Origin of the sequence: Leclercia sp. LSNIH3 (genome assembly GCF_002935105.1) — a bacterium.
GTDB classification, from domain to species: domain Bacteria; phylum Pseudomonadota; class Gammaproteobacteria; order Enterobacterales; family Enterobacteriaceae; genus Enterobacter; species Enterobacter adecarboxylatus.
Window position 1 is genome coordinate 2,462,703 of record NZ_CP026387.1, and the last position, 18,903, is coordinate 2,481,605.

Here is an 18,903-nt window from a genome sequence, read left to right on the forward strand (position 1 = left end):
AAACTTATCCACAGATTTAATTTGCGACCGATCCTCAGGATCGCAAAATCTTTGGCTGTATTGACCGCGAAAAACTGATGTTTTCATCCTTCTGTGGCATCCTTTAACCATAAATTACTTAAAGGCACGGACATTATGGTTCAGATCCCCGAAAATCCGCTTATTCTCGTCGACGGTTCGTCTTATCTTTATCGGGCGTATCATGCGTTTCCTCCGCTGACTAACAGCGCCGGAGAGCCTACTGGCGCAATGTATGGCGTGCTGAACATGCTGCGTAGTTTGATTTTGCAGTATCAGCCGAGCCATGCCGCCGTCGTATTCGATGCGAAAGGCAAAACTTTCCGGGATGAGCTGTTTGAACACTATAAATCCCATCGCCCGCCAATGCCGGACGATCTGCGCGCGCAGATTGAGCCTCTGCATAAGATGGTAAAAGCGATGGGTCTGCCTTTAATGGCCGTCTCTGGCGTGGAAGCAGACGATGTAATCGGTACGCTGGCACGAGAAGCCGAGAAAATGGGCCGCCCGGTATTGATCAGTACCGGCGATAAAGACATGGCGCAGCTGGTCACGCCAGGGATCACCCTGATTAACACCATGACCAATACCATCCTTGGCCCTGAAGAGGTGGTGACCAAATATGGCGTGCCGCCGGAGCTGATCATCGACTTCCTCGCGCTGATGGGCGACTCCTCCGATAACATTCCGGGCGTGCCGGGTGTGGGCGAGAAGACGGCCCAGGCGCTGCTGCAAGGTCTGGGTGGGCTGGATACGCTGTACAGCGAGCAGGATAAAATTGCTGGGTTAACCTTCCGCGGCGCCAAAACCATGGCCGCTAAGCTTGAGCAAAACAAAGAGGTCGCGTACCTCTCCTATCAGCTGGCGACCATTAAAACCGACGTTGAACTGGATCTGACCTGCGAACAACTGGAAGTGCAGCAACCTGCCGTAGAGGAGCTGTTGAGCCTGTTTAAACAGTATGAATTCAAACGCTGGATAACCGATCTCGACGCAGGAAAATGGCTGCAGGCGAAAGGGGCAAAACCGGCGGCTAAGCCAAAACAGACGCTGGTGATTGATGCGGAAGTAGAGCCGGAAGAAGAAGCCACGGTCCTCTCTTCTGAACATTACGAAACTATTCTTGATGAAGCCCAGCTGCAGGTCTGGATTGAAAAATTAAAGCAGGCGCCGGTGTTCGCTTTTGATACCGAAACCGACAGCCTCGATAATGTCTCGGCCAATATGGTCGGCCTCTCCTTTGCCACTGAGCCTGGCGTTGCCGCCTATGTGCCGGTCGCCCACGACTACCTGGATGCGCCTGAACAGATCAGCCGTGAGCGGGTGCTCGAACTGCTCAAGCCGATCCTTGAAGACGAAAAAGCACTCAAGGTGGGGCAAAACCTGAAGTTTGACCGCGGCATCCTGCAAAACTACGGCATTGAACTGCGGGGTATCGCGTTCGATACCATGCTGGAATCCTATATCCTCGACAGCGTTGCCGGTCGTCACGATATGGATTCACTCTCGGATCGCTGGTTGAAGCACAAAACCGTCACCTTCGAAGAGATCGCGGGCAAGGGCAAAAATCAGCTGACGTTTAACCAGATTGCTCTGGAAGAGGCGGGACACTATGCGGCAGAAGATGCTGACGTCACGCTGCAACTGCATTTAAAGATGTGGCCAAAGCTGCAAAAACACGCCGGGCCGCTGAACGTGTTCCAGAATATCGAGATGCCGCTGGTGCCGGTTCTGTCCCGCATTGAGCGCAACGGCGTTAAGATCGATCCGGCAGTACTGCATAAGCACTCAGAAGAGATCACCTTGCGCCTGAACGAGCTTGAGCAAAAAGCGCATGAGATCGCCGGCGAGCCGTTTAACCTCTCGTCCACCAAACAGCTGCAGACCATCCTGTTTGAAAAGCAGGGCATTAAGCCGCTGAAGAAAACACCGGGTGGTGCACCTTCAACCTCTGAAGAGGTGCTGGAAGAGCTGGCGCTGGACTATCCGCTGCCGAAAGTGATCCTACAATACCGTGGGCTGGCAAAGCTGAAATCGACCTATACCGATAAGCTGCCGTTGATGATCAACCCGAAAACGGGTCGCGTGCATACCTCTTATCATCAGGCGGTGGCAGCCACCGGGCGTCTGTCCTCGACCGATCCGAACCTGCAAAACATTCCGGTGCGTAATGAAGAGGGGCGTCGCATCCGTCAGGCGTTTATTGCGCCGCAGGACTACGTGATTGTCTCCGCTGACTATTCGCAGATTGAGCTGCGTATTATGGCGCACCTGTCCCGGGATAAAGGTCTGTTGACCGCCTTTGCTGAAGGGCAGGATATCCACCGGGCGACGGCGGCCGAAGTCTTTGGGATGTCACTGGAGAGTGTAACCGGGGAACAGCGCCGCAGCGCAAAAGCGATCAACTTTGGTCTGATCTACGGTATGAGCGCATTTGGCCTCTCCCGTCAGCTCAATATTCCACGTAAAGAGTCGCAGAAGTACATGGATCTCTATTTCGAGCGCTATCCGGGCGTGCTGCAATATATGGAGAGCACCCGTGCCAAGGCGAAAGAAAAAGGTTATGTCGAAACGCTGGACGGACGTCGTCTCTATTTGCCTGATATCAACTCAAGCAATGCAGCGCGCCGTGCCGGTGCCGAGCGTGCCGCGATCAACGCCCCGATGCAAGGAACGGCGGCAGATATCATTAAACGTGCGATGATCGCCGTTGATGCCTGGCTGGAGAAAGACCAGCCGCGGGTTCGTATGATCATGCAGGTACACGATGAACTGGTGTTCGAAGTGCACAAAGACGATCTGGAGTCCGTCTCGAAAAAGATCCATGAACTGATGGAAAACAGCATGAAACTGGATGTGCCGTTGCTGGTGGAAGTGGGTAGCGGAGAAAACTGGGATCAGGCTCACTAACTCTTTCTGGAATATGAACACTTTTTGTAAGTAAGCAACATATCCATGAACGTTTTGTGATGATCATTAGAATTACCTATGTAAAGAATGAAAAAAAACTACAAAAAGTGCTTTGTCTATAGTCTAAAAAAGGGTAGAGTTATTCGCGTAGGGTACAGAGGTAAGATGTTCTATCTTTCAGACCTTTTACTTCACGTAATCGGATTTGGCTGAATATTTTAGCCGCCCCAGTCAGTAATGACTGGGGCGTTTTTTATTGCGGCAAAGAAAAGTTTCAGCGCAAAAAAAAGCGCGGACATCGCCGCGCTTATTATCACTCTTCCGCTTCTGTCGCGGGTTCCAGCTCACTGTACCAGCGATCCAGTTTTTCACGCAGTTTATCCACGCCAAGTTTCTTCAGTGAAGAAAAAGCCTCAACCTGGATGTCGCCGTTAAACGCCAGAACCGCTTCACGCACCATATTCACCTGCGCTTTACGCGCGCCGCTTGCCAGCTTGTCGGCTTTGGTCAACAGCACCAGCACCTCGATCCCGCTTTCGACGGCCCAGTGGATCATCTGCTGATCAAGATCTTTGAGCGGATGACGAATATCCATCAGCACGACCAGACCTTTCAGGCACAGGCGTTTTTCCAGGTATTCACCCAGGGCGCGCTGCCATTTGATTTTCATCTCTTCCGGGACTTCGGCGTAGCCATAGCCCGGTAAGTCGACCAGGCGTTTGCCCGGCGCAACTTCAAACAGGTTAATCAGCTGGGTACGGCCAGGCGTTTTAGAGATACGGGCGAGGCTTTTCTGATTGGTCAGGGTATTCAGAGCGCTGGATTTCCCCGCGTTGGACCGGCCAGCAAATGCCACTTCAAGACCCGCATCGGCGGGTAAATGGCGAATATCAGGCGCACTAAGAACAAAATGCGTCTGGTGATAATTCAGGTTGGTCACGTGGTTGTCTCCAGAAATTCGTAACGTTGGGGGGATTATACCTGAACAGAGAGAAAAGGCTTTTCCCATCGGCAGTCTGGCTGTAAGTAAAAACCATGAACTTTGTAAGAGATCTGCCCTTTAAATTATGGGAGATTTAAGAAAAATCGCAGAGCCTTTAAAAATCATAACCATTAAAATCAAACTATTAACGCTTAGTCCTAATCTGAAAAGCGCGCGTAAATCGCCTTTGTGGGTTGTAGGTTTAACCGGACCGCGTAAAGTAGCGCTCAACGGCGAGGATGCCAACAGGAAGCGGACTCAAGGATGAGGGTCAGGAGCGCCAGGAGGCGAAGACAAAGGACAGTCAGGAAGACGTACGCCTGGAGGCGTTTGAAAAAGGAAAAGGACCTGTCACGGACGGTAGCTGCTCACGGAAAAACAGGGTGAGTTGTCAGCAAACAGGGATTGTCAGACCCATAACGCGTTATGAGTCAGGAAAAAAGGCGACAGATTGCTCTGTCGCCTTTTTTCTTTGCTTGCTTTCTGCTAGATTTCGCCGCAATTCTATACTGAATAAAACGACGTAAAGACAAAACAACATGAAAAAACCGACCTCCGCTGCAGGCGCTAAACGTCCAGCAAAAGCACGCCGTAAAACGCGCGAAGAACTGAATCAGGAAGCGCGCGATCGCAAACGCGATAAAAAGCATCGTGGCCATGCTGCGGGCAGTCGCACAAGCGGCAGCGGTGAATCGGGTGCGTCTGCGAAAAGTAAGCAGCAGAAAGACCCGCGTATCGGCAGTAAAACACCTGTTCCATTAGGCGTGACCAATGCCCCGGTCACCAGGCAGCACAAACCCAAGAGCGAGAAACCTATGCTTTCACCGCAGGCTGAGCTGGATTTGCTGGAGAATGATGAGCGCCTGGATGCGCTGCTGGAACGTCTTGAAGAGGGTGAAACCCTGAATGCTGAAGAGCAATCATGGGTTGATGCCAAACTGGATCGCATCGATGAACTGATGCAGAAGCTTGGTCTCTCTTACGACGACGAAGAAGAAGAGGAAGAAGAAGAGAAGCAGGAAGACATGATGCGCCTGCTGAAAGGTGGAAACTAACATTTGCACCCGGCAGGCTTTATCGTCCTGCTTATAACCCTTCCGGTTATATGTTATCTGGTGTGGTTATTCGTTAAACTACGGCGGTTGTCGCGGCGACAAAAGTGGCTGCGCACCCGATTCATGGCCCGCACAGGGGCCAGAACGGGCCGCCGTAAACGAACGCGGCACCATCGGAAGGAGTGAACATGTCTGTACCAACCATCGACTGGGATCTGGCCCTGATCCAAAAATATAACTATTCCGGGCCGCGTTATACCTCGTATCCAACCGCGCTGGAATTTTCCGACGCCTTCGGTGATAGCCATTTTCAGCAGGCGGTTGCGCGTTACCCCGATCGCCCGCTTTCTCTGTATGTTCATATCCCGTTCTGCCACAAGCTCTGCTATTTCTGCGGCTGCAATAAAATTGTTACCCGCCAGCAGCACAAAGCAGATCAGTATCTGGACGCGCTTGAGCAGGAGATCCTCCATCGCGCGCCGCAGTTTGCCGGACGCCATGTCAGCCAGCTCCACTGGGGTGGCGGTACGCCGACCTACCTGAATAAAGCGCAAATCAGCCGCCTGATGAATTTGCTGCGGAATAACTTCCGTTTCGATGCCGATGCGGAAATCTCCATCGAAGTGGATCCGCGCGAAATCGAGCTGGATGTGCTCGATCACCTGCGTGGCGAAGGCTTTAACCGCCTGAGTATGGGCGTGCAGGACTTCAACAAAGAGGTCCAGCGCCTGGTCAACCGCGAGCAGGATGAAGCGTTCATCTTCGCGCTGTTAAATCACGCGCGGGAGATTGGCTTTACGTCCACCAATATCGACCTGATTTATGGTCTGCCAAAACAGACACCAGAAAGCTTTGCCTACACGCTGAAGCGCGTGGCGGAGCTTAACCCGGATCGCCTGAGCGTCTTTAACTATGCGCATCTGCCGACGCTGTTTGCCGCGCAACGCAAAATCAAAGATGCGGACCTGCCTTCTGCCCAGCAAAAGCTGGATATCCTGCAGGAAACCATCACCTCTCTGACCGAGACCGGCTACCAGTTTATCGGCATGGATCACTTTGCCCGCCCGGACGATGAGCTGGCGATCGCCCAGCGCGAAGGTGTGCTGCATCGTAATTTCCAGGGTTACACCACCCAGGGCGATACGGATCTGCTGGGCATGGGCGTTTCGGCCATCAGCATGATTGGCGACTGCTACGCGCAGAACCAGAAAGAGCTGAAGCACTATTATCAACAGGTAGATGCAACCGGAAACGCCCTGTGGCGCGGCATCGCCTTAACCCGCGACGACTGTATTCGCCGGGACGTGATTAAAGCGCTGATCTGTAATTTCCGCCTCGACTTCAGTGATGTCGAAGCGCAGTGGGATCTGCAATTTAATGATTACTTTGCTGAAGACCTGAAATTGCTGGCGCCGTTGGCGAAAGATGGGCTGGTGGATGTCACGGAGAGTGCGATTGAGGTCACGCCGAAAGGGCGTCTGTTGATTCGTAATATCTGTATGTGCTTTGACGCCTATCTGCGTCAGAAAGCGCGCTTACAGCAGTTCTCGCGCGTCATTTAACGGTATTGCCCGGTGGCGCTAACGCCTACCGGGCCTACAGAATCGAACCGTAGGCCGGTTAAGCGTTCGCGCCACCCGACTTTTCTAGCTAAACAGCCCAACCAGCGCCGCACACAGCACTGCCGCAATGGCCGCTTGTGGCGTATGCCCCACTGCTGCGCTGGCTTCGACGCCCCCAGACAACACCGTCACGATTGATTCCAGCATGATGCTCCCCCCATTTTCCCGGCAAGATCATACTTAACTCATCGGAACAGTAAAGCGCAAAATAGCGGCAGTTTGCGCTTAATTAATGCACTTTACACAGCGGGTAAAAATCACTCCATTCCCAGCTCTTTTAACTTCCGCGTCAGGGTATTGCGACCCCAGCCAAGCAGGCGTGCCGCCTCCTGCTTATGGCCCTGGGTATGGCGCAGCGCAGTGGTGAGCAGCGTGCGTTCCATCTCGGGTTGCGCTTCGGAGAGCAGATTTTGATGACCGGAACGCAGGGCGCGATCGGCCCATTGCGCCAGCAGTGTGGCCCAGCTGTCGGGCAGGCTCTGACCTGTGCTGCTTTCCGGCACGTGGGTTTCGAAAAGCTCAGGCGGCAGATCCTGGATCAACACCTCCTGGCCTGCGGCCATCACCGTTAACCAGCGGCAGGTATTTTCCAGCTGACGCACGTTGCCCGGCCAGGCCAGACGCGTTAACGCGGCTTCGGTTTCCGGGTGCAGCAGTTTAGCTTCTACCCCCAGCTCACGGGCGGCATCCTGCAGGAAATGACGTGCCAGACGCGGGATATCCTCCCGGCGCTCGCGCAGCGGCGGCAGGTGGACGCGAATAACGTTCAGGCGGTGGAATAAGTCCTCACGGAATTTCCCCTCCTGGACGCGCAGCTCAAGGTTCTGGTGGGTGGCGGCAATGATACGTACATCGACCTTAACCGGCGCATAGCCGCCCACGCGGTAAAACTGACCGTCCGCCAGCACGCGCAGCAGTCGCGTCTGGACGTCGAGCGGCATATCCCCAATCTCATCCAGAAACAGCGTCCCGCCGTCGGCCTGTTCAAAGCGGCCCTGACGAATGGTGTTGGCGCCGGTAAAGGCGCCTTTTTCGTGACCAAACAGCTCGGACTCAATCAAATCCTTGGGGATCGCGGCCATATTCAGGGCGATAAACGGCGCTTTGGCTCGCGGGCTGTGGCGATGCAGGGCATGCGCGACCAGTTCTTTCCCGGTGCCTGATTCGCCGTTAATCAGCACGCTGATGGAGGAGCGTGACAGGCGGCCAATAATGCGAAATACATCCTGCATCGCGGGCGCTTCGCCAATGATATCGGTAGTCGGGCCAAATACCGGGGCATTACGCGGCTGCTGCTGCTCCTGATAGTGGCTGATGGCACGTTCAACCAGCGCCACCGCCTCATCAATATCGAACGGTTTTGGCAGGTAATCGAACGCACCCTGCTGGTAGGCGCTGACGGCCGCATCCAGATCGGAGTGCGCGGTCATTATGATGACCGGCAGCATCGGGTGCCGCTGCTTGATCTGTTTTAACAGCGCCAGCCCGTCCATCCCCGGCATACGGATATCGGACAGCAGCACGTCCGGGGTTTTGGTGGTGAGTGCATCAAGCACATCGGCGCCACTTTCAAAAGCGGTGCAGCTTAATCCTGCTCCGGTAAGCGCCCGTTCAAGCACCCAGCGGATGGAGCTATCGTCATCAACTACCCAGACTATCCCTCGTTGCATAACCTAACCCTCTATTTCCTGATTGGCAGGTAAACCGAAAACTCGGTATGACCCGGCCAACTGGTAAATTCAATTTTGCCGGAGTGCTGATCTATCAAATTACGGGCAATCGATAAGCCAAGCCCGGTCCCGCCTTCGCGGCCGCTGACCATCGGGTAAAACAGCGTGTCCTGTAAATGGGAAGGGATGCCCGGGCCGTTATCTTCTACGTCGATGCGGGCCGCCAGACGGTAGCGCGTGCCATGCAGGGTGAGCTGGAATGCCGTACGGGTACGCAGCACAATCTGGCCGCCTTCCGGGCCTAAGGCCTGCAGAGCATTACGCACGATGTTCAGCAAGACCTGTTCAATCTGGTCGGGGTCGTGCGGGAGTTCCGGCAGGCTGGGATCGTAATCCCGAATCAGCCTGACGTTATCCGGCAACTCCATCGACACCAGTTTGACGACGCGCTCGGCCACTTTGTGAATGCTTTCGGTGACATGCATCCCGGGTTGCTGCGGGCCTAACAGGCGATCCACCAGATTACGCAGGCGATCGGCCTGTTCAATAATGACGTTGGTGTATTCCGCCAGCGCCGGATCGGGCAGGGCTTTGGTTAAGAGTTGCGCCGCGCCGCGCAGGCCACCGAGCGGATTTTTAATTTCATGGGCGAGGCCGCGCACCAGGTCCCGGGCCGCAATCTGCTGGGCATGTTGCAGCTGCTCCTGGCTCAGGCGACGCTGATTATCCATCGGCGCCATCTCCAGCAGGATCAGGCCTTCCGGCAGCCGTTGCGCGGTCAGGGACAGAATATGCGAGCGCCCGTCGATCACCAGTGTGACTTCGTTATCGGTAAAGCCTTGTCCCGCCTGCAGGCTCTCCTGCATCAGGCCGATGTTCAGGGAGAAATAACTCAACAGCTCGGGTAGCGGCGCACCAAACAGTTTGCGTGAGCTTTGGGCAAGCAACTGCTGGGCCGCAGGATTGGCATAATGCACCGCCAGATCGTCGTCGACCAGTAAAATGCTGTTGATAAGAGAATTGAGGATCTGCCCAGCATCGGGCAGCGTGCCAGTTGCCATTCAGCAGTCTCCTGGAGTTGGTTGCACCATTTTAGTGCAGTATAGCGTTTCTGCGGTAAAAAGCGCGTAAGATCAGCTTGTTGGTGGAGAAAAAAGCCCATCCGAAGATGGGCTGAAAAGTTTCCACGGCAACAAAAAAAACGACTATCAATCTCGCGCGGAAAAATCCGCGCGACAGGGATTGAAGATTAAACGCTGTAGTACAGTTCGAACTCAACCGGGTGTGGCGTCATGCGAACACGGTCGTTCTCTTCCATACGCAGCGCGATGTAAGCATCGATCGCTTCGTCAGTGAACACGCCGCCAGCCGTCAGGAACTCACGGTCTGCATCCAGCGCGTTCAGTGCTTCTTCCAGAGAACCGGCAACCTGTGGGATCTCTTTCGCTTCTTCTGGCGGCAGGTCGTACAGGTTTTTGTCCATGGCTTCGCCCGGGTGGATCTTGTTCTTAATACCGTCAAGACCCGCCATCAGCAGTGCTGCGAAGCACAGGTATGGGTTAGCCGCTGGGTCCGGGAAGCGCACTTCGATACGACGTGCTTTCGGAGAAGCAACAACCGGAATACGGATAGAAGCAGAACGGTTACGGGCAGAGTACGCCAGCATGACCGGAGCTTCGTAGCCTGGGACCAGACGCTTGTAGGAGTTGGTGGTTGGGTTCGCCAGGGCGTTGATCGCTTTAGCGTGTTTGATGACGCCACCGATGTAGTGCAGTGCCTGCTCGGACAGACCGGCATATTTGTCGCCAGAGAACAGGTTAGTACCGTTCTTGGACAGGGACATGTGGCAGTGCATACCGGAACCGTTGTCACCAAACATTGGTTTTGGCATGAAGGTCGCGGTTTTACCGAAACGGTGTGCAACGTTGTGAACAACGTATTTGTAGATCTGAATTTCGTCCGCTTTCTTGGTCATGGTGTTGAAACGGGTGGCGATTTCGTTCTGGCCAGCAGTTGCAACTTCATGGTGGTGTGCTTCAACAACCAGGCCCATCTCTTCCATGATCAGACACATGGTAGAACGGATGTCCTGTGAAGAATCGACCGGAGGAACCGGGAAGTAACCGCCTTTAACAGCAGGACGGTGACCTTTGTTGCCGCCTTCGTATTTGGTGGAGGAGTTCCATGCGCCTTCGATATCATCGATAGCAACGTGAGAACCGGAAGTGGTCGCACCAAAACGGATGTCGTCGAACAGGAAGAACTCTGGCTCTGGCCCGAACAGAACGGTGTCTGCGATGCCGGTGGAGCGCAGGTACTCTTCAGCGCGTTTAGCGATAGAGCGTGGGTCGCGGTCGTAGCCCTGCAGAGTGCCTGGCTCGAGGATATCGCAACGGATGATCAGGGTAGATTCTTCGAAGAACGGGTCAATGAGCGCAGTCGATGCGTCAGGCATCAGAACCATGTCAGATTCGTTAATACCTTTCCAGCCACCAATCGAGGAGCCGTCAAACATTTTGCCTTCTTCAAAGAATTCGGCATTCACCTGATGAGCAGGAATAGTGACGTGCTGTTCTTTGCCTTTAGTATCGGTGAAGCGCAGATCAACAAACTTCACTTCATGTTCGTTCAGCATCGTCAAAACGTGTTCAGCGGACATACTTAACTCTCCAGATTGGTCATTGTCGTCGTGGTAACGAGGTCTTCAAATTCTGTATAAGGCAGGCAATGTTGCCTCGGGTTGCCGTATTTTTTATAAAGCGAAATCTGTGCCAACTTTTAAAACACCCCAAAAAGGCGTTATCATGCGCACCATAGTGCAAAAGGGCTGCACCATGATGGTTTTGTTGCACCAGTATAGTGCTTCAGTGTGAACATTGAGCACCATATTGGTGCAATTTACGTTAAAGTGCCCTTTTACCGCTCCGTGAAAGCGATCACAAAGCATCTCTGCGATACTTGTTTGCGGGGGATGTTTGTGATCCTGTTTTGTAGTGCGATTAATCCGTGTACAATAACGCGCTATTTCTAAATGCCTGAGGCAAAGTTGTGATCGAAAATCTGCGTAATATCGCCATCATCGCGCACGTTGACCATGGTAAAACTACCCTGGTTGATAAGCTGCTGCAGCAATCTGGTACGTTCGACTCTCGTGCCGAAACTCAAGAACGCGTGATGGACTCCAACGATTTGGAGAAAGAGCGTGGGATTACCATCCTCGCTAAAAACACCGCTATCAAATGGAATGACTACCGTATCAACATCGTTGATACCCCGGGGCACGCCGACTTCGGTGGTGAAGTTGAACGTGTAATGTCCATGGTCGATTCCGTGCTGCTGGTCGTTGACGCAATGGATGGCCCAATGCCGCAGACGCGCTTCGTAACCAAGAAGGCATTTGCCCATGGTCTGAAGCCAATCGTGGTTATCAACAAAGTTGACCGCCCTGGCGCGCGTCCTGACTGGGTTGTGGATCAGGTCTTCGACCTGTTCGTAAACCTCGACGCAACTGACGAGCAGCTGGACTTCCCTATCGTTTACGCGTCTGCGCTGAACGGTATCGCAGGTCTGGACCACGAAGACATGGCTGAAGACATGACCCCGCTGTACCAGGCGATTGTTGACCGTGTTCCTGCGCCAAACGTTGATATTGACGGCACCCTGCAGATGCAGATCTCTCAGCTCGACTACAACAACTACGTTGGTGTAATCGGCATTGGTCGTATCAAGCGCGGTAAAGTTAAGCCTAACCAGCAAGTTACTATCATCGATAGCGAAGGTAAAACCCGTAACGGTAAAGTTGGTAAAGTACTGACTCACCTGGGTCTGGAGCGTATCGAGAGCGACATCGCTGAAGCTGGCGACATCATCGCGATCACCGGTCTGGGCGAGCTGAACATCTCTGACACCATTTGCGACACGCAAGCGGTAGAAGCGCTGCCAGCCCTGTCTGTTGATGAACCAACTGTATCTATGTTCTTCAACGTCAACACCTCTCCGTTCTGTGGTAAAGAAGGTAAGTTCGTTACCTCTCGTCAGATCCTTGACCGCCTGAACAAAGAGCTGGTGCACAACGTTGCGCTGCGTGTTGAAGAAACGCCAGACGCTGATGCATTCCGTGTTTCCGGTCGTGGTGAGCTGCACCTGTCAGTTCTGATCGAAAACATGCGTCGTGAAGGTTTCGAGATGGCGGTTTCCCGTCCGAAAGTTATCTTCCGCGAAATCGATGGCCGTAAACAAGAGCCATTCGAAAACGTAACGCTGGACGTCGAAGAGCAGCACCAGGGTTCTGTGATGCAGGCACTGGGTGAGCGTAAAGGCGACCTGAAAAACATGAATCCAGATGGCAAAGGCCGCGTACGTCTCGACTACGTGATCCCAAGCCGTGGTCTGATCGGCTTCCGTTCAGAGTTCATGACCATGACCTCCGGTACGGGTCTGCTGTACTCCACCTTCAGCCACTACGACGACGTGCGTCCAGGCGATGTTGGTCAGCGTAACAACGGCGTTCTGATCTCCAACGGTCAGGGTAAAGCAGTTGCGTTCGCCCTGTTCAGCCTGCAGGACCGCGGTAAGCTGTTCCTGGGTCACGGTGCAGAAGTTTACGAAGGCCAGATCATCGGTATTCACAGCCGTTCTAACGACCTGACTGTAAACTGCCTGACCGGTAAGAAACTGACCAACATGCGTGCGTCCGGTACTGACGAAGCAACGGTTCTGGTTCCACCGGTTAAGATGACTCTGGAGCAGGCTCTGGAATTCATCGATGACGACGAACTGGTAGAAGTAACCCCAACTTCTATCCGTATCCGTAAACGTCACCTGACTGAGAACGATCGTAAACGCGCAATGCGCGGCCCGAAAGAAGACTAATTCGGTGATGCCGTAGGCCGGGCAAGCGCGAGCGCCGCCCGGTAACTAAAAAGCCGCTGATTCCTCAGCGGCTTTTTTATTAGAACGAATAGCGCAATCCTAACCGAACCCGGTACTGCTCGCGGTTGTAATCATTCCATCTGTCCAGCCACTGCAGTTCAAGGTACGGCAGCCAGTTTTTGTCGATCTTATAGCTGAACTTATTGGTAATTTCCCAGTGGTGATCTTTGCCATTTTTGCTGCGGTAATCATTCACCCGCTGAAAAAAGTGCGGCTCAAAGGTATAGAAAAACGCATCCGTCACTTTGAAATTCCAGTAATTCGCCAGCTCGTGAGTATCGTTCTTATCCATCAGCCCGTTATAGTCCGGCGTATCGTAATTGTTGTGGTTGTAGCGATAGCGGAACGTCAGGTTGAACCAGTCAACGAATTTATAGTTGGTGTCCAGATAGACGGCACCGCCCGAACCCGCGCTGCTGTCGTTAATCAATCCGCCGGGTTGGAAAGTGAGTTTGTCGGTGGGTTTAAAGAGTGGATACCATCCTTCTATTTCGTTATAGCTGTGCTTCAGCTCATCCCATTTTCCCAGGTTATAAGCATTGGTGAACATCAGTCCCGCGCCCATATCGAAGTTATAGCCCGCACGCAGGATCACCTCGTGCATCTCTGAGGCCGTATTGTAGGCTTCGCGGGTTTCGACGTAGGCACCGGCAAATACCGGGCAGGACACAGACGACACGATCAGTACAGTGATGATTCTTTTCATAATTTGTCCATGTATCAGGTACAGAAAGGCCTCCCTCCTGATTAACAGGAAGGAAACAATGGCCGGATTTATTGTTATAAAGTGACTGCTGACGCTTTATTGTTGGCGATTATCTCAGGCGTATCCGCTAATTCTTTTTTCCGTTTCCCTATCTCCTCGATAATAAAAGCGAAGCGCGCTTCGTTGAGTTTATAAAACAGTCCCATAGTGATGGCGGCGATAATCGCCAGGCCACACGGCCAGAGAAAAATAAGCTGGCGCAGCCCCAGCAGGGTGCCCGCGCTTTGCACGGCATGCGGAATATAACCAATCTGGGTCAACATAATACCCGGCAGGAATCCGGCGAGGGCCGCGGAGATTTTGCGTGAGAAGGTGTAACCGGTATAAACCGACCCCTCGGCGCGGATGCCGGTTTTCCACTCGCCATAATCGACGGTATCCGGCACCAGCGCCCAGTTGAGGCTATTCACAAACGCGGTACCAAAAAAGGCCATGCAGGAAAACAGCACGAACAGCAGGGAGCTGGTCCCCCAGAAGAAGTTCAGCACGTCGCCCACCGCCCACAGCGCCAGCCCGCCCAGATAGACCGGCTTCTTGCCGAAACGCTTAACCGCGCCCGGTACCAGAAACACGCCCACCAGAATGCAGCCCATACTGAAAAAGCCCATCCACGACAGCAGATGGAGATCGTTCAGCACGTACTGGGTGTAGTAAACCTGAATGGCCAGCTTGATGTTAAACGCCGCGAGGGTACAGAGGTTGGCGATGCACAACACCAGCAGCGGTGGATTGCGGAAGATGGCGCAGAAGGATTTCAGGATGCCCGGCTTATGATGATCGGGCGTGATCTCCACGTAGCGCTCTTTCACCCCGCTGTAGCACCACCACATACAGACCAGCCCCCCGGTGACAAACACCAGTGCGGCAACCAGATAGCCGAGTGACGGCTGGCTAACGAACAGCGCCTGAATGGGCATAAAGCCGACAGTGCAGAGCAACAGACCCACCGTTGCGCCGCCCTGACGCCAGGCCGCAAGCTGCGCGCGCTCATTCGGGTTTTTGGTGATCGCTGGCACCATCGCGCCGTAAGAGCAGTTCATCAGGCTATAGCACAGGCCGAACATCATAAACAGCACCGTGGCGATGGCTGTCTTCACCGTCAGGCTAAAATCATTCGCCATAAACTGGGCCGTGGCGACCAGTGCCACCGGAACGGAAGCATAGAGAATAAACGGCCTGAATTTCCCTCTGGCACCGATGTTACGCCGGGAGTCCAGCAGCACGCCGGTGAGCATGTCGGTAAAGGCGGTGAAGAACTTCGCTACCAGGAAGATAATGCCGCCGTAAAACGCGGGCATGCCCAGCTCGTCAGTGTAAAACTTCAGCAGATACAGCGTGCCGATACAGAGCATCAAATTAGAGCCAAAATCGCCCATCCCATAGGCGCACTTCTCGCGCAGGCTCAACTTCAGCGTTAAGGGATCAATATTGTGTGTCATGGTCGATCCTCATAGCGCCCCGCAGGGCGCTCGATCAGGTCATTCATGCGGTACGTTTGCGCAGTTCAATCTCTTCTACAATGCGCACATACATTTTCTCGTTGAGGTTGTAGAAGCAGCCCATCGCCACGATGGTGATGACTGCCAGCAGGCTTGGGTAGATAAAGATCAACTGCCGCAGTCCCTCAACCGTGCTACTGGATTGCACCACGTTGGGTACGTAGCCGATTTGCGTGAGCATGATCCCCGGGAAGAAGCCCGCCAGCGCCTGCGACACCTTGCGGAAGAAGGTAAATCCGGTATAGACCGTTCCTTCGGATCGCACCCCGGTGCGCCACTCGCCATATTCCACGGTGTCGGACACCAGCGCCCAGTTCAGGCTATTCACAAAGGCGGAACCAAAGAACGCCAGGCAGGAGAACGCCACAAAGCTCACCGACCCGCCGCCGAAGAAGTAGTTGAGCAGGTCGCCTGCCACCCAAATCATCAGCCCGCTGATATAGACCTTTTTCTTACCGAAGCGACGCCCCGCACCGGGCATCATAAAGACGCCGATAAAAATACAGCCCATGCTAAAGAAGCCCATATACGACAGCAGAATAGGGTCGTTCAGCACGTACTGCGTGTAGTAAACCTGAATGGCGAGTTTGACGTTAAAGGCGCCCAGCGTACACAGGTTGGCGATGCAGAGAATAAACAGCGGGCGGTTACCGGCAATGGCGCGAAACGACTGCAGCAGCCCGGGTTTATGTGTCGCACTGGCGGGCTGCATCTCAACGTAACGCTCGGTCACGCCTTTGTAGCACCACCACATAAAGAACAGCCCGAACAGCGAGAAGAGGGTCGCGGCAAAGATGTAGCCAAGCTGGTCATTGCCCTCAATCAGGTTCATCACTGGCACAAAACCGACGGTACACAGCAGCAGACCCAGCGTGGCGCCGCCTTGACGCCAGGCGGCCAGCGAGGCGCGCTCATCCGGGTTTTTAGTAATGGCAGGTACCATCGCGCCGTAAGAGCAGTTCATCATGCTGAAGAACAGGCCGTAGAGCATAAACAGCACCGTTGCCATCACCGTTTTGCCGGTCACCTCAAACGGCGTGCCGACGAAGTTGGCAATGGCCAGCAGGGTCACCGGGAACGCCGCGTAGAGCACGAACGGGCGGAATTTCCCTTTTGGGCCGATCTTGCGCCGGGAGTCGAGCATGATCCCGGTACCCATATCGGTGAAGGCAGTAAAGAATTTGGCAATCAGGAAGATGATCCCGCCGTAGGTACCCGGCAGGCCCAGCACGTCGGTGTAAAACTTCAGCAGATACAGCGTGCCGATGTCCAACAGGATGTTAGAGCCGAGATCGCCCATCCCGTAGGCGAGTTTTTCTTTAAACGGCAGGCGCAGGGTTGCCGGATCAGAAGTATGTTGACTCATTATTGTTCTCCGTCTGCCCGCAGGTTTCCCTGCGGGCGAGCCTTATCAGATATGACGCAGAGTGCTAAACAGATCTGCCCATTCGCTTTGCTGGCGATAGAAGACCGGTGGCTTGCCGAGCGGAGCATCAACGGTGACATCACCGCCATGGCAAACTTCCCCCGTCCACGCATTTACCCAGCTGTCTTCTGGCAAATAGAGCGACCAGTCATGACGCCCTTCTTCATGCACAGGGGCCACCAGCAGATCGCGGCCAAACAGATACTGGTATTTCAGCGTGTACACGTGCGCGTCATCCTCGTAGTGCAGGAATAACGGCCGCATCACCGGCAGGCCGCTTTTCGCATTCTGCGCCACGGCATCTTTGATATAGGGTTTCAGAGTGGTAAAGACGGTGGTCATGCGCGCAAAGTGCGCAATGGTTTCGGCATCGCCATCAAACTGCCGGTTATCGCCAGGACGGTTCCCTTCGTGGGTACGCATCATCGGCGTAAAAGCACTGAAATCGCACCAGCGCAGCAGCAGCTCTTTGCTGCGCTTCATCTCGAACAGGGTGGTATACCCGCCGATATCGCTGTGGTGCAGGCCATGCCCGGTCATCGCCAGAGAGAGCGCAGCCGGCACCACTGACGCCAGACCGTCGTCGAGGCTCCAGTCGACGTTCTGATCTCCCGCCCACATCATCACCGAGTGCTTCTGGCTCCCGGTGTAACCCGCACGCATGAAGAACAGGATCTCGCCGAGCTTGCCCGTCTCCTCCAGCGCCTCGTAGTTACATTTCGCCCACAGCGCAGGCCAGGCGTTATGCATAATTTCCGCACTGACGCCGTTGTGCAGGAAAGTATCGGTCGGCAGATATTCACCGAAGTCGGCCATCCAGCCGCTGCAACCCAGTTCAATCAGGTTCTTTTTAATGACCTCTTTGTACCAGTCGTAGGCCTCAGGATTAGTCAGGTCGATAACGCCTGCGTAGAACTCGCCAAACTCGACGTGGTAGTCCTTGCCGTCGGCATCTTTGGTCAGATAGCCGCGCTTCGCCGCCTCTTCGCACAGGTCTTTATCGCTGGCGACGTACGGGTTGATATAGGAGAGGAACTGCACGCCCTCCTGCTTCCACTGCTGAATACGCTCATCAAGCTGCGGATACAGCTCGCTGTTCCACTTCCAGTTCCACATCACGCGCTTGCCGAAGGAGGTCATGCGAATGCCGGACCAGTCCTGCGCCCAGATGCCGTTGACCTTCACGCCGCCTTTGCGCAGGGTATCGAGCTTTTGCTGACACACCTCGGTGCCGCCCTGAATACCGAGCGTCACGCCATCGTAAACCCAGTCTGGCAGCTCAGGCTGACGACCCAGCAGGCCGGTCAGTTTTTCCAGCAGATCGACGTAGGTTTCCGCACAGTCGAAGCGCAGCGTGGCGTTATCTTCCCAGAAGGCCAATTCGTGGAAGTCCGGCGCGCTGAAATCGAAGTTCATATAGCAGTTGTTATCCACGTGGCAGAAATACTTCTGGGTGCTCACGAAGGTGGGCTGCGGGAAGAAGGTCCAGTAGTAATCGCCGCCTGCATTCTCTTTGCAGTCGGCCTGCCAGGTCACGTAGGTTTGTTTGTTACGCCCAACGCCCTGTTCACTGGTCCACAGCGGGAACGGCTTGCCGCGCAGGTCGAAGTACGAGAACTGCTCTCCGCAGCCGTAAATGTGATCGTCGGGCTGAGCCGCCAGGCGCAACCAGATACGGTTATGGTGGGGGGCATCGTTTTTGAGCTTCAGCGCCAGACGGCCTGCTTCATCGACGCCCACCAACAGCGTCGCGCTCACCGCGTCGCCACGGGTAAAGCGAATGGCCCAGCCCGCGTTTTGCTGTGTGACGGTCGCGTCCGTCAGGGCAATCTTTTCGTTGAGCTTGTCCTTGATACTGAAATTGCCACGAAACATGTCGATATCGGCAACGCCAGCGCCGATCCACAGGCAGGGGGCATCCGCGGTGTGGGACAAAATCAGTCGGTTTTCCCAGTGCAGAGTAAAACCACTTTCGTTATTTTTCAGGTCAATATTGTGTAGGGTACGCATAAAAACTCCGTCT

14 protein-coding genes are annotated in these 18,903 nt (G+C 54.3%); 5 read left to right on the forward strand and 9 right to left on the reverse strand.

The annotated features are described in order from the left end of the window. Positions 1-135 precede the first annotated feature (135 nt). Entirely contained in the window at positions 136-2,928 is a 2,793-nt protein-coding gene (polA, locus tag C3F35_RS11925) for a DNA polymerase I (protein ID WP_059306925.1), read from the forward strand. A gap of 165 nt (positions 2,929-3,093) precedes the next feature. After that, positions 3,094-3,141, forward strand: coding sequence for a spot 42 RNA, inhibition of DNA synthesis (locus C3F35_RS27365; RefSeq protein ID WP_071892919.1), 48 nt, complete (start codon positions 3,094-3,096; stop codon positions 3,139-3,141). A gap of 100 nt (positions 3,142-3,241) precedes the next feature. Here the strand turns inward: C3F35_RS27365 and yihA are convergent, their stop codons facing one another. Continuing rightward, positions 3,242-3,868, reverse strand: coding sequence for a ribosome biogenesis GTP-binding protein YihA/YsxC (gene yihA / locus C3F35_RS11930; RefSeq protein WP_032615431.1), 627 nt, complete (start codon positions 3,866-3,868; stop codon positions 3,242-3,244). A 581-nt stretch (positions 3,869-4,449) separates the two neighbouring features. Between yihA and yihI the strand changes: the two genes are divergently transcribed. Together yihI and hemN are read left to right on the forward strand one after the other, a co-directional pair. Further along, positions 4,450-4,965, forward strand: a complete 516-nt coding sequence (gene yihI, locus C3F35_RS11940; RefSeq protein ID WP_032615429.1) for a Der GTPase-activating protein YihI — start codon at positions 4,450-4,452, stop codon at positions 4,963-4,965. A 188-nt stretch (positions 4,966-5,153) separates the two neighbouring features. Further along, positions 5,154-6,527: an oxygen-independent coproporphyrinogen III oxidase gene (hemN, locus tag C3F35_RS11950; RefSeq protein ID WP_059306926.1), complete on the forward strand. Its 1,374-nt coding sequence runs from the start codon at positions 5,154-5,156 to the stop codon at positions 6,525-6,527. Between the two features lie 84 nt (positions 6,528-6,611). Here hemN and C3F35_RS26665 read toward each other — a convergent pair whose 3' ends face one another. The 4 genes from C3F35_RS26665 to glnA all read right to left on the reverse strand — a co-directional run bounded on the left by C3F35_RS26665 (position 6,612) and on the right by glnA (position 10,916). Beyond that, positions 6,612-6,734: a YshB family small membrane protein gene (locus tag C3F35_RS26665; protein ID WP_141242341.1), complete on the reverse strand. Its 123-nt coding sequence runs from the start codon at positions 6,732-6,734 to the stop codon at positions 6,612-6,614. Between the two features lie 110 nt (positions 6,735-6,844). Beyond that, on the reverse strand, positions 6,845-8,257 hold the full coding sequence (gene glnG / locus C3F35_RS11955) for a nitrogen regulation protein NR(I) (RefSeq protein ID WP_032615423.1): 1,413 nt from the start codon (positions 8,255-8,257) through the stop codon (positions 6,845-6,847). A gap of 11 nt (positions 8,258-8,268) precedes the next feature. Next, positions 8,269-9,318 carry a nitrogen regulation protein NR(II) gene (gene glnL, locus C3F35_RS11960; RefSeq protein ID WP_032615421.1) on the reverse strand — a complete coding sequence of 350 codons (1,050 nt, stop codon included), beginning with the start codon at positions 9,316-9,318 and terminating at the stop codon, positions 8,269-8,271. 188 nt (positions 9,319-9,506) lie between these two features. Next, on the reverse strand, positions 9,507-10,916 hold the full coding sequence (gene glnA / locus C3F35_RS11965; protein WP_032615419.1) for a glutamate--ammonia ligase: 1,410 nt from the start codon (positions 10,914-10,916) through the stop codon (positions 9,507-9,509). A gap of 389 nt (positions 10,917-11,305) precedes the next feature. On the opposite strand from glnA, the gene typA reads away from it, so the two are divergent. Beyond that, positions 11,306-13,129 (forward strand): ribosome-dependent GTPase TypA, encoded by a 1,824-nt coding sequence (gene typA / locus C3F35_RS11975; protein WP_032615418.1) that lies wholly within the window; start codon positions 11,306-11,308, stop codon positions 13,127-13,129. 79 nt (positions 13,130-13,208) lie between these two features. On the opposite strand, the gene ompL is transcribed toward typA, so the two are convergent. From ompL to C3F35_RS11995, 4 genes are all read right to left on the reverse strand, one after another. Further along, positions 13,209-13,895: a porin OmpL gene (gene ompL / locus C3F35_RS11980; protein WP_032615415.1), complete on the reverse strand. Its 687-nt coding sequence runs from the start codon at positions 13,893-13,895 to the stop codon at positions 13,209-13,211. A 74-nt stretch (positions 13,896-13,969) separates the two neighbouring features. Continuing rightward, on the reverse strand, positions 13,970-15,394 hold the full coding sequence (locus C3F35_RS11985) for an MFS transporter (protein ID WP_059306928.1): 1,425 nt from the start codon (positions 15,392-15,394) through the stop codon (positions 13,970-13,972). A gap of 43 nt (positions 15,395-15,437) precedes the next feature. Beyond that, entirely contained in the window at positions 15,438-16,820 is a 1,383-nt protein-coding gene (locus C3F35_RS11990) for an MFS transporter (protein WP_103793392.1), read from the reverse strand. A gap of 45 nt (positions 16,821-16,865) precedes the next feature. Continuing rightward, positions 16,866-18,890, reverse strand: coding sequence for an alpha-glucosidase (locus tag C3F35_RS11995; RefSeq protein WP_103793393.1), 2,025 nt, complete (start codon positions 18,888-18,890; stop codon positions 16,866-16,868). Positions 18,891-18,903: the final 13 nt, after the last annotated feature.